Genomic DNA, 13976 nt, shown 5'->3' on the forward strand with positions numbered 1-13976 from the left:
AATAGTATGGGCAGGGCGGCGGGCGCATAACAAAAAAGGCACAACCGCCGCCGCTTGCCTGCGAGGTTGTACCTTGATCGGTAACATTGCCTTTAAATTGTCTTGCACTATCCATTATAGAACAATCTCCGGCCCCCGCCAAGATGGAGTTTCGGCGATTGAAGCCCCACGGCGCTGGGGGCGCCGCCTTCAGAGGGAGTCGGCTTTGGCTTTGCGGTACGCACCGGGGGACATGCCGGTCTCTCGTTTGAAAATATTGCAAAATTGCGCGTCGTTCGTGAACCCCGTCTCGGACGACACTTCGGAGATGTGCATGCGCGAGTGGAGCAGCAGCGACGCCAATCGTGCGGTAAGGCGGGTGCGGTTTTTCCCTTTCGCAGGGTGTAAATTGGGGGGGAAGGGCCCGTCCAGCGGGGATCGGGATGAAACGGAGCTTCCGGCTCGGAGCCATTCGCCAAGAAAATGAAGGCTTTCTCGCTTGCGCCTAAACCGAGACAAGCGGCCGGCCGATATGGTTTAATAGGTAGAGGTTGGGAATGGAACCATTCTCACAAGGGATTCCAGCTGACGACGGAGGTACGCAATGATAGCCGCAAAACCCGGCAAGACGATGCGCTGTATGACGATTCTGGCATTGGCGGCAAGCTTGGCCGCGCTGACCGCCTGCGGCGGCAAGGACAAACCCGCGAACGCCGATCCCGGCGGCACAGCGCCCAACGCGACGGCGTCCGCCTCGGCCGGCGCATCTTTTGCGCCGACGGCCGCGTTTCTCGCGCCTTTGACGGGCATGCCGGCCCTGCAGGAAGTGACGAAGCGTCCGTTCGCCGTCATGATCAACAACTTGAGCCCCGCGCGCCCCCAATCGGGCCTGACGCATGCCGACACGGTGTGGGAAGTTCTCGCCGAAGGCGGCATTACGCGGTTGGTGGCCATTTTCCAAAGCCAAGATTTCGACGACCCGATCGGACCGATCCGCAGCATCCGCCCTTATCTGATCGACATCGGCGAGTCGTACGGCGGGGTGCTGGTCCACGCCGGCGCGAGCAACGACGCCCTGGCGATTTTGCAGCATTCCGGCAAGGCGGATTTGGACGAGATCAACAATGCCGGAGCTTACTTTTATCGGGACAAGTCCCGGAAGGCTCCGCACAATCTGTATTCGACGCTGGAAAAGCTTCGGGAAGGCGCCGCCAAACACAAGTACGAGGAGACGGCTCCCGTTCCGCAGCTTACCTTCGATGCGAACCCCGACGTCGCATCCGAACCTGCCGCGAACCATATCGAAGCGACGTTCCAACTGTCAAGCTACAAAGTATCTTACGCTTATGACGCCGCTACGGGCCTGTATGCCCGTTCGATCAACGGAGAGCCCCATATCGACAAAAACAACGATCAGCAGCTCACGGCTGCGAATCTGGTTTTCCTGTCCGCCAAGCATAAGGCTTACGACGATTATGGCCGACTGGAGATCGATTTGTATGGCGGGGGAGACGCCCTGCTGTTTCAGAAAGGACATGTCACCGCTTGCGAATGGACGCGCACCAAGGGCGACATCGTGCGGCTGACGAAGGACGGCAAAGAATTGCCGTTCGTGCCGGGCGTTACGTATTACCACGTTGTGCCGAACGATACACCGTTGTCCTCGCACGTGTCGTATCAATAATGCCCGCCCTTAGAAGCCCGGCTGCCGGATGAGCCGGCGGCCGGGCTTTTTGGGCTGCGTCTGCCGTTCAATCCGGTTAGGAGATCGTCAAAGACGCCGAAGGCGATTTTGGCGCGATTGTCGGATGCGAAGACGAGATCGATCAGCCCCGAGAACTTTACCGGGAGAAGGGAAAGGGCGGCACGGCGACGGAGGGGACCGGCGCAAGCGCCTCCCGGGAGCTGGGGGTCGGCTGGAAGGTGCCGCCTTCCGTCGAGATCGAGCCTGGCGCAGCCTTCACGACGTTCCGCTCAAATTTCGCATTCCGGAAGCGCGTCAGCCGAGAGGTTCGGCAGATGCGCTTTTTGTTCGACCCGGGCGGGGGGTTCGTGCTTGCGGCGCTAACGAACCGTGGATGCCTTATTCGCTTGAAGCGGAGCCGTATTCGTGGAAAAATCCGCCGATAACGAATTGACGGTTCGTTAGAGTGCCGATCACGCGGTTTTTTCGGCAAATAACGTGTCCTGTGTTCGTTACGGTCGGCTCTCGCGGAGGAGGGGGACTACCGGCGCGAACTTTTCCGGCGCTTCTACCGGCAAAAAGCCTTCACCGTCCACGGATGCCGGAGCGTTTTCTAATGGCGGAAGAAAAGCATTGACAGCATTGCAGCGGCATGATTACAATGAAAGCGAATTCAAACTCTTGTTTTCCAGAGAATGAAACCCGTTTCATTCGCGGGAGGCGGTTGTTCCTTCGATCGACGGTGCGTTCCGTAGCGAACGGCTTGTTCGATTGTGATTCGACGTCTCGTTCCGTAACGAGCATATCGTTCGAGTAACGCTCCGTTCGGCAACGCATAATTCGTTCGAGAGTCATTCTCGTTCTTGCAACGATTTGCGCAAAAATGTAACGGGATTCATGAAACGGGTTTCATCATTTTAGGCCATTAAATCAAGCAAAGGAGTGCGTGCCGGGTGAATGGACCAAAGCTGGCGGAAGCCGGCGTCGAGCTTCGCAGGAACGCCGTTCGCATTAACGGACAGTCCGTCGTTTTGCTCAGCTCCTCGCTGTTCTATTTTCGGATTCCCGTCGCGCTCTGGCGGGAGCGGATGCGGCAGCTCAAAGCGCTCCACTACAACGCCATCGATGTTTACTTTCCGTGGAATTACCACGAGCTGCGGGAGGGGGAATGGGATTTCGCCGGAGAACGCGACGCGGAGCGGTTTCTGCGAATCGCCGCCGAAGAAGGGCTGTGGGTCGTCGCCAGGCCCGGTCCTTACATTTGCTCCGAATGGGACGGCGGGGCGTTGCCGGCGTATTTGCTGGCGAAGCCGAATATCCGGCTGCGGGACAACGATCCCGTTTTCCTCCACTATACGTCTCTGTGGTTCGACCGGATTCTGCCGATCGTCGCACGCCATCAAGCCGGTGCCGGAGGAAGCGTCGTCTGCGTGCAATTGGACAACGAGCTGGACTTCTACGAATGCGAAGATCCCGCAGGGTATATCTCGGCGCTGCGCGATATGGCGGTCGAGCGCGGCATCTCCGTTCCGCTCCTCGCATGCGCGGGGCAAGGCGGCGTCGTTCGGGCGACCGGCCTTGCCGACGGGGTCGTGCCGACCTGCAACTTCTATCCCGACAACCGCGACCCGGCGTTCGAAGCGAAGGCGCTGCATTACGAGAAGACGCTTGCCGGAATGGGGTATCCGCTGCTTGTCACCGAGACCAACCGGAACCACTTCCTGCTGCGCAGGCTGCTGTCTTGCGGCGCGAAGCTGCTCGGGCCGTATTTGCAGGCGTCGGGCACGGATTACGGATTTACGAACGCGACGAACAATTGGGGCAAGCCGCTGGCGTTTCTCGCTTCCGATTACGACTTCGGCGGCATGATCTCGCCCGAAGGCCATCTGCGCGAGGAAGCCTACGAGGGAAGGCTGCTCGGCCGGCTGATCCGAACGTACGGCGAGGCGCTGGCGGAAGCCGCGCCGCAGGAGGAAGCGGGATGGACGTTGACCGGAGACGGCGGCACCGACGGGATCTTCGGTCCTTATGCGCTTCGGCTGAAGGGAGGAGGCAGCCTCCTTTTCGTTGCGAACGGGGGCGAGGCGACGAAGGAGGTGGCGCTGCGGAACGCCGAGGGCAAGACCGTGCCGGGCGAAGGAACGATGACGCTGGCGGGCGGACAGTCGGTCGCGCTGCCCTTCGACGTGCAGCTATCGATGTGGGGGATGCCCGACGGACGCCTCGTTCGTTCCACTGCCGAGCTTTACTGGGCCGAGCGAGACGCGGACGGGACGGTGCTCGTTTTCCACGCGGAGCAAGGGATCGGGGAAATCGTGCTGGCCGTCGATTCGCCTGCCGTTATCGAGACAGAGCAAGCCGCCGCAGACTGCAAGGATGGGCTGGTATTCGTTCGAACGGAAAGGGGCGGCGCGGCCTTCTGCAAAATAAGGACGGGGAACGGCGGTTTGTTGACCCTGATCGTTACGGACAAAATGAAAGCGCTTCATATGGAGGCTGTCGAAGCGGACGGCTCGATCCGATGGGCGCTGCCGTCCGCCGCGGACCGAAGCGACGAAGGATCGCCGACCGGCGGCGAACGGCAAGCCAAAGCGTCCGCGCCGGCCATCGAATCAAGCGCCGAAGGGCTGCCGTCAGACGAACGGCAAATCGAGGCTTCGCGGTCTGCCGACGAACGGAGCGCCGAATCATTGCGGTTTGCCGCCGAACGGCAAGCCGCAGCGCCTCCATCTGCCATGGGCTGGCGCTTCGCCGAGCCGCCGAACCCCGCAGAGCCGCCGGACCAAGCCGAACGCGTCGCCCAAGGCCGGAGCCGCGCCAGCTTGCTCGAACCGCTGGGCGTCTACCGCGGCTTCGCCTGGTACGAAGCTGCGGCCAAGCTGATGCCGGGCCAACGCGTGCGGGGCATCCTGCTCCGCCAGGCGAGCGACGTCGTATCGCTGTACGCCGGCGGCCGCTACATTGGAACGGCCGTGCCCGGCGGCAGCCGCGCGTATTTGCCGATCGGCGGCCCGGAAGCGGCGGGGACGCCGAACCCGCTGCGCCTGCAGACGCGGGTCGAGATTTGGGGGCATTCGAACTTCGACGACCCCAGGCTCCCAAGCTTGCGGCTGAACGCGCTCAAAGGGCTTGCGGGCATGACCGCCGTAACCGCCGTTCGCGACATCAGCGCCAACTGGGCGTACCGTCACGGGAGAGACGGCGCCAACTACGCTGACAACGGCACGGATTGCGCCACCCGCGAGAACGCCGCCGCCGGCGATGAGCTTCCGCCTCTCGTTCATTTCGGCGGCTGGCTGACCCGGGACCATCCGGCACGCGGGCGGTACCGGCGGCAGTTCCTGGCGTCCGCGGACGCCGACCGTTGGACGCTCCGCTTCGACGGGCTTCAGGCGGAAGCCAGACTGACGGTGAACGGCCACGATGCGGGCGAAGTGGATGTCTTTGACCCGTTCGTCGACCTGACGCCGTTCGTCAAGCCCGGCGAACCGGTCGAGCTTGCCGTCGATCTGGTTCGAAGGTGGGGCTTGCCCGCCGGACGCGTGATCGTCTACGAAGGAACCGAGGCCGAGGACTATTCCGTATCGGCCGCGGAGGAACGGGAGCTGATCGCGAACGCGCAAGCGTGGGCCCAAGCCTCCGCCGGGCGGGAACTGCCGCTGTCGCTCGAGCCCGGAGCCGTCGGCTGGCTGTTCGGCTCCGCCGCCAACTCGGCCGGGGGCCGAGGCTGGCGCGTCCGCGCCGCCGGCTCCGGCCTGAAGCTGACCGTCCTCTTCGCCGGCCGGATCGTCGGGCGCCTATGGCTTCCCGGTTCCGAATCGTCGAGCAGACCGGCGATCGCCGGCGGCAGCCCGGATTCGTTCTATTTGCCCGGCCCCTGGTTTGAAGAAGCGGGAGGCGGCGCCTTGTCCATCCTGCTGGAAGCGGTCGACCGCGAGCCCGGGCGGCTGGAATCCCTTGCTTTTATCCCCGTCTAAGGAGGTATTGCCATGGCCGTCACTCTTGCCGAGAAGCCGGCGGAGCGAATTCGTCCGCTGCCTTCGGGCCGTTCGGGCTGGCGGAGGTTTTGGAACAACCGGACATTGCTGCTTATGTGCGTCCCGGCCATCGTCTTCTTCTGCATCTTCGCGTACTTGCCGCTGCCCGGTCTGTATCTCGCCTTCATTCAGTACAACTACACGGACGGCATCTTCAAGAGCCCCTTCGTCGGCTTCAACAACTTCAAGTTTCTCGTGATGACCGGCGATCTGTGGCGGCTCACGTTCAACACCGTCGCGTACAATCTGGCTTTTATCCTGCTCGGCAACGTGCTTCAGATCGTCGTCGCGGTATTTCTCAACGAACTGAGGCTCAAATGGTTCAAAAAAGTGTCGCAGACGCTCATGTTCCTCCCCCATTTCATCTCGGCGGTGCTCGTCGGCCTGATCGCCTACAACGTGCTGAGCTACGATTACGGCCTGCTCAATACCGTCTTGAAGTCGGTCGGCCTCGATCCCGTCAAGGCCTACTCCAACGCCGCCATCTGGCCGTTCATCATCGTCTTGACCTACCTGTGGCAGTCGACCGGCTACGGCTCGATCGTCTACTTCGCCGCCATTATGGGACTCGACCATGAGATCGTCGAAGCTTCGGAGATCGACGGGGCGAACGCCTTTCAACGCATCCGCTATATCGTCCTTCCCTGGCTGAAGCCGACGTTCGTCATTCTGCTGCTGTTCTCGCTGGGAGGCATTTTGCGGGGCAACTTCGGCTTGTTCTTCAACCTGGTCGGGGCCAACAATACGGCGCTGTACGCCTCGACCGACATCATCGAGACGTACGTGTTCCGCGCGCTGATGACGAACTTCAACTTCTCGATCGGCAGCGCCGTCAGCTTGTACCAGTCGGTGTTCGGCTTCATCGTCGTCCTGACGGCGAACTGGCTCGTCAAGAAAGTCTCTCCGGACAACTCCCTATTCTAGGAGGCCAAAATCGATGGAAGACGCGCTTGAATCCCGGAGCGTGCGGACGGATCTGAGCGGCCTCGTCGTCAAGCTCGTCGGCTATGTGTTTATCGGCCTGTTCGCGCTTTGCTGCACGCTGCCGTTCCTGCTCGTACTCGGCACCTCCTTCACGTCGGAGTCGGCGATCAAGCTGCACGGGTTCAACTTCTGGCCGCGCGAGTTCAGCACGTTCGCTTACAAGATCGTATTCGAGAATCCGAGTCTGATCGTCGGCTCCTATCTGGTCACGATGGGCATAACGGCGGTCGGCACCGCCGTCGGCCTTTTCCTTATCGCCATGACCGGTTACGCGCTGCAGCGTCCGGATTTCCAGTATCGCAACGGCATCTCGTTCTTCATTTATTTCACCACCCTTTTCTCCGGCGGGCTCGTTCCGTTCTATCTTCTGATCACCCAATACTTGAGTCTGAAGGACAACTATCTGGCGGTGCTGCTGCCGGGGCTGCTGAGCCCGTTCTTGATCATCATGATGAAAAGCTTCGTCCGCTCCATTCCCCACGCGATCACGGAATCGGCCAAAATCGACGGCGCGGGCGACTTCACGATTTTCATCCGTCTCATTCTTCCGACGACGACGCCGGCGCTTGCGACGATCGGCCTCTTCATCGCGCTGGGCTACTGGAACGAATGGTACAACGCCATGCTGTTCCTGTCCCCCGACATGAAGTACCGCCCGCTGCAGTTGTTCCTCTACAATGTCGTCACCAAGGCGGACTTCATCCGGAACTCGGCGGCGGCGTCCAACGTTCCGCTGCAGGACGTCCCGCTCGAATCGATGAAGATGGCGACCGCGGTCATCGCCACGGGGCCCGTTATTCTGTTCTACCCGTTCGTGCAGCGCTACTTTATCAAAGGGATTACGGTTGGCGCGGTCAAAGGCTGAGGTGTGAAGAACCGCTTGCGGTTCTTCACAAGATAGGCGCGTCGGCTTGCCGAACGCCGGAAGAGCAAGGCCACTCATTGGGGGAGGTTGTTGAGCATGTTCCATTGGAGAAAGGGCTCGATTCTGCTGCTGGCCGCGGCGCTCGCCGCGTTGACCGGATGCAGCGGCAAAAGCGGCGGCAACGGGGCTCCGGCGGAGACCGGAAGCTCCCCGCAAGGCGCTAAGGAGTCGGCGGCCGGCGGTGCGGCCGACACGTCCAAGTTCGTCAAGATCAGCTACCTTGTGTTGGGCGACAAGCCGACGAACGGCCAGTTCGAGAAGGTGCTGGCGAAGGTCAACGCGATTATAAAGCAGAAAATCAACGCCGAGCTGGAATGGAAATGGATCGAATGGGCGGACTGGCAGACGAAGTACAATCTCGCGCTTGCTTCGGGCGAGCCGTACGACCTCATTACGATCGGCACCGACTGGCTCGACACGTGGGGCAACGCCCAGCGGGGCGCGTTTATGAATCTGGACGACCTGCTGCCCAAATACGCGCCGGAGACGTGGAAGTCCATTCCGCAGGAGGACTGGGCGCAGAGCCGATATAACGGCAAAATCGTCCTCATCCCGGAGAACGATTATACGCAATGGGTCAACCACGGCTTCTTCTATCGCGGAGATTGGGCGAAGGAGGCCGGCATTACCGAGCCTATCAAGGACTGGGAGGGCATCGGGAAGTATCTGCAATATATTAAAGACAACAAGAAGGGCGTCATTCCGTGGGACGCCGGTTCCGGCACGCAGACGTTCGGCGGCTTCGTGCAATCGTACACGGACGAATTGGAGCTGCCGATCTCGACCGGCTTCCTGCCGGTGTTCACGGCGAAGTCGTACGACGAGAAGTTTACCGTCGTCAGCCCGATTTACGAAGACGTATTCCTGAAATATGCAACGATGATGAAGGATTGGGCGGACCGGGGCTTCTGGCGCGAGGACGCGCTCAACAACAAAAACAACAACCGCGACGAGCTTATGGCCGGTCTATCCGGTCTCGACCAACACCATACGCAGACGTTCTCCGGGCTTCGCGTCGAGATGGACAAGAAGCAGCCGGGCTCGGATCTGCAGATGTTCCCGTTCTCCCGCACGCGCGGCACGAACCTGATGGAGCTGTCGATCACCCACGGCGGCACGTCCGTCGGCGCCCACAGCAAAAATCCCGAGCGCGCTCTGATGGCGTACGACCTGATCCGCAACGACGAGGAAATCTATCGTCTCATCAACTACGGCATCGAGGGCGTGCAGTACGAGATCAAGGACGGCAAGCGCACGCAGCCGGCCGGCTTCGACAGCACGAGAGACGGTTATTATTCGGATTTCTGGGGCGGCCGCGTCGACAAGTTCGAAATTCCGAGCGATACGACGTGGGATCAGATCGGCACGCTGTATGCGGAGTACGACAAGATCAAGAAGCCTTACGTCTACGGCCAATTCGTGTTCGACAAGACGCCGGTCGAAGCGGAGCTGACGTCGATCTCCCAGGTGACCGGAGAACTGGGACCCGCCATCGTGCTCGGCAAAGCCGGAGATCCGGCCAAAGCGGTCGAAGAGTTCCGGAACAAGCTGAAGCAAGCCGGATACGACAAGGTATTGGCCGAACTGCAGAAGCAGATGGACGCCTATAAAGCGCAAATCGGCGGGTAAGCGTCGCAGGGGGGCGGACAGTCGGCCGCATCCCCGATTTTCCCGCTTGGAAGCCTGTGCAGGGAGCGGCTATGTTCCGGACAAGGCCGCTTTTTGCTTTTCCTTTATTTCACGGCCCCGCGGATTTTGATAGGATGATTAGCAAATGCAAAAACATGGAAGGAACTCGCTTCGATGACTCCGATCACGATCTACGATATAGCGAAGGAAGCCGGCGTTTCTTCGGCGACGGTGTCGCGTGTGCTCAACAATACCGCCCCCGTCAAAGCAAGCACCCGGGCCAAAATCAACGCCATTATCGAAAAGCACCAGTTCCAGCCGAACGCGCTGGCCCGAAGCCTGCTCAAACGGGAGACGGGCACGATCGCCATCATTATGCCGGATATTACGAATCCCTTCTTCCCCGAGGTGTTCCGGGGGGCGGAGAACGAGGCGAGAAAAAAGGGGCATACCTTTTTTCTGTGCAATTCGGCCGGGGATTACAGCCGGGAATCGGAATATTTGAGCGTGCTGCGCGAGAAGCGGGTGGACGGCATTATTTTTCTCGGCGGACGGATCAACCTGGCGCAATGCCCGCCGGAGCTGGCCCAGGAGATGATCGAGCTGTCCAGGCACGTGCCGATCGTTCTGGTGAACGGGAACATCCCGAAGAGCGGCCTGCCGCGGGTGTTCACGGACGAAGCGAAAGGGGCCGAGCTGGCTACCCAGCACCTGATCGATCTCGGCCATCGGAACGTTGCGTTTCTGGGCGGGCTCGAGCCTTTCTCCACCACAACGGCGAAGGTCAAAGGGTTCCGCGCGACGCTCAGACGGAACGGCATTCCTTATCGGCCGAACAGCGTGTTGTACGGCGGATTCTCCATTACGGACGGCAAAACGTTGATGAGCCGGCTTCTGGGGATGGAGGATCGCCCGAGCGCGGTGTTCTGCGTGAACGATTTTACGGCGATCGGTGCGATCAAGGCGGCCATGGAACACGGCCTTCGCATCCCGGAGGATATCTCGATCGTCGGCTTCGACGATACGCTGCTGGCAAACGCCGTCGTGCCGGAATTGACGACCGTCACCCAGAACGCGAACGAACTGGGGGCGCTGTCGGTCGAGTTGCTGCATCGGCTGATCACGAAGGACAAAGCGAGAAAACCAATTGCGCTGGAGCCCCGCCTGATCGTCCGGAAGAGTACCGGACCCGCGAATCGCTCCGAAGGCTAAGGCGTGCTGTGGACGCTCCGGAACTCGGAAGGCGTGCAGCCGACGTGCTTCTTGAACGATTTGGAAAAGTAAAGCGGATCGGCGTAACCGACCGCCAGCGCGACTTCCGCTACCGACAGCGGCTCGAGCAGCAGCGCCTTGGCCCGTTCCATGCGAAGCTGCTGCAGGTAGCGGATCGGCGACATCCCCATCTCCCGGCGGAACAGCTTCGTCAGATGCGTCCGGTGGTAGCCGAGCTCCTTCGCCATCTGTGCGATCGTCACGGCGTGCGCCGATTGCGCTTGCAGCCAGCGGGCCGCCCGGTCGGCTTCCGCCTGTGCGATGCCTTGCTTCCCGACGCCGCCCGGAGGGCCCACCGGGCGGTTCGCCTTCGCCCAGGCGGCGAAGGCGAGACGGAGCCAGCCCTCGGCTTCCCATTCGCTCGTCCATTCCTTCTTGCGGAACGCCTTCTCCACGGCGGCCATCGCTTTCAGCGCGGTCTCCTCCCCTCCGTGCACAATGGGATGCTCGGCGTCAACGCCCGCCGCGGCGAGCCAGCGCTCCCCTTCGCTCCCCCGGAAAGAAATCCAGCGGTAGCGCCACGGATGCCGCTCGTCCGCCTGGTACGAATGCAGCTCCCCCGGCAAAATGACGAAGCTGTCGCCCGCCCCCAGGTCATAGTGCTTGTCCCGGCAGCGGAACCAGCCCTTCCCTTCGATCACGGTATGGATCAACACGTAATCGAGCTTCTGCGGCCCCATCCGGTGGCTCGGCTCGGTTTGGGAGTGCCCGGCGAACAACACCGTCAGAGCTCCCCCGGGTCTCGGGTGCGGATGGACGGACGTTCGCGAGAACGTTTTTAACATGTTCGCCGATCCTCCCTTCTCACGGCCCGCAAACTACAAAGTTCCATATATCGAATAAAAACCTCCATATGGCGGAAAGCGCTTTTTCATTATTATAAGACGCATAAAGGCTTTACACCACCGCACATTTAGGAGGTCTGGTCCGACATGTCCAAAATTACGTTCCTGGGAGCGGGAAGCACCGTCTTCGCCAAAAATGTACTGGGAGACTGCATGCTCACGCCTGCCTTGCAAGGCTTCGAGCTGGCACTGTTCGACATCGATCCGGAGCGGCTCAAAGATTCGGAGCGCATGCTGAACAATCTTAAAGGGTCCACGGGAAGCAGCTGCAAGGTCGTCGCCTACTCCGACCGCAAGGAGGCGCTTCGCGGCGCCAAATACGTCGTCAACGCCATTCAGGTCGGCGGCTACGAGCCGTGCACGGTGACCGACTTCGAGGTGCCGAAGAAATACGGCCTGCGCCAGACGATCGCGGATACGCTCGGGATCGGCGGCATTTTCCGCAACTTGCGCACGATTCCGGTCATGCTGGACTTCGCCCGCGACATTCAAGAGGTATGTCCGGACGCTTGGTTCCTCAACTACACGAATCCGATGGCCGTGCTGACGAACGTCATGAACACTTATGGCGGCGTGAAGACGGTCGGCCTCTGCCACAGCGTCCAGGTTTGCGTTCATGATCTGTTCAAGGCGATCGGGATGGACGAGACGGGCGTGCAGTCCAAAATCGCGGGCATCAACCATATGGCGTGGCTGCTCGAAGTGACGAAGGACGGCGTCGACCTGTATCCGGAGATCAAGCGGCGCGCGGCCGAACGGCAGAAGGAGAAGCACCGGGACATGGTCCGGTTCGAGCTTATGCTTCGCTTCGGCTATTACGTGACGGAATCGTCCGAGCACAACGCGGAATATCACCCTTACTTCATCAAGCGGAACTATCCGGAGCTGATCGAACGCTTCAACATTCCGCTGGACGAATACCCGCGCCGCTGCGTCAACCAGATCAACAACTGGGCCGCCATGCGCGACAGCATCGTGAACAACAGCCAGCTGACGCACGAGCGCTCGCACGAGTACGCTTCCTATATTTTTGAAGCGATGGAGACGAACCGGCCGTACAAAATCGGCGGCAACGTGATGAACACGGGGCTGATCCCCAACCTTCCGACGGAAGCTTGCGTGGAAGTGCCGTGTCTCGTGGACGCCTCCGGCGTGACGCCGACGTATGTGGGCAACCTGCCGCCGCAGCTCGCCGCGCTGAACCGCACGAACATCAACACGCAGCTGCTGACGATCGAAGCGGCGATCACGGGCAAGAAGGAGCATATTTACCACGCGGCGCTGCTTGATCCGCACACGGCGGCCGAGCTGTCGATCGACGACATCGTCGCGCTGTGCGACGATCTGATCGAAGCGCACGGCGACTGGCTGCCGAAGTTTAAGTGAGGCGTTGACGGCGGGGGAATGGTGTTGCTGCATTCGGATAGGGGGTGGCCGGGAGAGTCGGCACTTGCTTGATGCGGCCGGCCTCTCGTAGCTGGCCTATCGCGGCCGGGCTATCGCGGCTGGGCTATCACTCGAACCGGTTGGCATCCCGTTCGGAGCTGTTGATTCGCGTTCGGAACGGATGGCTTCTCGCTCGGGTTTCGATCGGAGCTCCCTGCCTCCGCAAGCTTGGTTCGTGACTAGGGGCAAGGCCTGCGATTTGGTCGCTCCCCACTTTCGCAAGCTCAGTGTGCCGACCTGAGCAAAAGACTTGCATTTTGTCCCATCATCGATTATGTTGAAATGGACAAAGTCCTGAAGCACAGGCCGCTCGATCCGGAACGATTCCGGTTGGGCGGCTTGTTTATTTTGCCGGGAGGGTGGGCGAGTTGGCGATAGAGAAGCAAAGGGAGTTGGTCGGAGGTGTCGAGCAGGTCGATCCGGCATTTGAGGAAGCCTATGCGCGCATGATGGAGAAGGCGGTGGCGGAGAGCCGCGGCGAGCGGAAGCGGAGGCTGCTGGAGCAACACGGACACGCCGAGAAAATGCTCGCTGCCCGCGTATGGTGGCCCGCAATCGGGAGCCTGGAGCATTTGCATCCTGAGTGGGAGGTGCGGGATATGCGTGGCGGGGTCAACTTTGCCGACTACGGATACGTGCCGGCACGTTCGTTCGCTCTGCTGTTGGAGTGCGACGGCTTCGGCCCGCATTGGCGAGATATTAGCCGCTGGCAGTTCGATCGCGACCTGGAGCGGCAGAATTTGCTGTGGATCGACGATTGGAGGATGCTGCGGTTCTCTTACGATGCGATCATGGACAAGGCGGAGCGCTGCCGGCAGACGCTGCTTCTGGCTTTGGCGAAGTGGGGGCAGAAGTATAAGGGGAGAGACGAAGCCGTTCCGCTGAACGTTTACGAGCGGGCAATTTTGCATTTTTTTCAATCGTTCAGCGGGGATTGGGCATCCCCTGCATTACTATGCAAAGAGTTGAACGTGTCTTTCAATACCTTGTCTCCTCACTTGCAATCCCTTGTCGAGAAGGGGATTGTTCATTCCAGGTACTCTCCTACCGGTAAAAAGATGGGCTACCGTTTCATGACTTTAAAATAACCACTAATCAGTCTACTTTGACGTGAATACGGCGTGATAGGCGAAAGTAGCTCAGAATTTGAGTCACATTAGTGGGAATACGGCGTG

At 60.5% G+C, this 13976-nt stretch carries 10 protein-coding genes; 8 read left to right on the forward strand and 2 right to left on the reverse strand.

What is annotated here, in order from left to right:
- Positions 1-189 precede the first annotated feature (189 nt).
- The gene (locus G485_RS31385) at positions 190-498 is read right to left on the reverse strand and encodes a helix-turn-helix domain-containing protein (protein WP_338027780.1); all 309 of its coding nucleotides are present in this window, start codon (positions 496-498) and stop codon (positions 190-192) included.
- An 85-nt stretch (positions 499-583) separates the two neighbouring features.
- Between G485_RS31385 and G485_RS0121130 the strand changes: the two genes are divergently transcribed.
- The 6 genes from G485_RS0121130 (at position 584) to G485_RS0121155 (ending at position 10450) form a co-directional block, all read left to right on the forward strand.
- Positions 584-1663, forward strand: coding sequence for a DUF3048 domain-containing protein (locus G485_RS0121130; RefSeq protein ID WP_027094174.1), 1080 nt, complete (start codon positions 584-586; stop codon positions 1661-1663).
- A 953-nt stretch (positions 1664-2616) separates the two neighbouring features.
- A complete protein-coding gene (locus tag G485_RS27625) occupies positions 2617-5640 on the forward strand; it encodes a beta-galactosidase (protein WP_051318459.1) in 3024 nt (1007 codons plus the stop codon).
- Positions 5641-5754: 114 nt separating this feature from the next.
- Positions 5755-6624 (forward strand): ABC transporter permease, encoded by an 870-nt coding sequence (locus G485_RS0121140; RefSeq protein ID WP_420805811.1) that lies wholly within the window; start codon positions 5755-5757, stop codon positions 6622-6624.
- A gap of 13 nt (positions 6625-6637) precedes the next feature.
- Complete coding sequence (locus G485_RS0121145; protein WP_027094176.1) at positions 6638-7549, forward strand: carbohydrate ABC transporter permease; 912 nt, start codon at positions 6638-6640, stop codon at positions 7547-7549.
- Between the two features lie 96 nt (positions 7550-7645).
- Positions 7646-9238, forward strand: a complete 1593-nt coding sequence (locus tag G485_RS0121150) for a DUF3502 domain-containing protein (protein WP_027094177.1) — start codon at positions 7646-7648, stop codon at positions 9236-9238.
- A gap of 174 nt (positions 9239-9412) precedes the next feature.
- Positions 9413-10450 (forward strand): LacI family DNA-binding transcriptional regulator, encoded by a 1038-nt coding sequence (locus G485_RS0121155; RefSeq protein ID WP_027094178.1) that lies wholly within the window; start codon positions 9413-9415, stop codon positions 10448-10450.
- On the opposite strand, the gene G485_RS0121160 is transcribed toward G485_RS0121155, so the two are convergent.
- Entirely contained in the window at positions 10447-11295 is an 849-nt protein-coding gene (locus G485_RS0121160; RefSeq protein ID WP_027094179.1) for an AraC family transcriptional regulator, read from the reverse strand. The two genes, G485_RS0121155 and G485_RS0121160, sit on opposite strands and share 4 nt — an antisense overlap.
- Positions 11296-11442: 147 nt before the next feature.
- Between G485_RS0121160 and melA the strand changes: the two genes are divergently transcribed.
- Positions 11443-12741 (forward strand): alpha-glucosidase/alpha-galactosidase, encoded by a 1299-nt coding sequence (gene melA, locus G485_RS0121165; protein WP_027094180.1) that lies wholly within the window; start codon positions 11443-11445, stop codon positions 12739-12741.
- A gap of 428 nt (positions 12742-13169) precedes the next feature.
- Entirely contained in the window at positions 13170-13889 is a 720-nt protein-coding gene (locus G485_RS28625) for a helix-turn-helix domain-containing protein (RefSeq protein ID WP_051318460.1), read from the forward strand.
- The last annotated feature ends 87 nt before the right edge of the window (positions 13890-13976 follow it).

The sequence above is a fragment of the Cohnella thermotolerans DSM 17683 genome (assembly GCF_000429825.1).
In the GTDB taxonomy this organism is placed as follows: Bacteria; Bacillota; Bacilli; order Paenibacillales; family Paenibacillaceae; genus Cohnella; species Cohnella thermotolerans.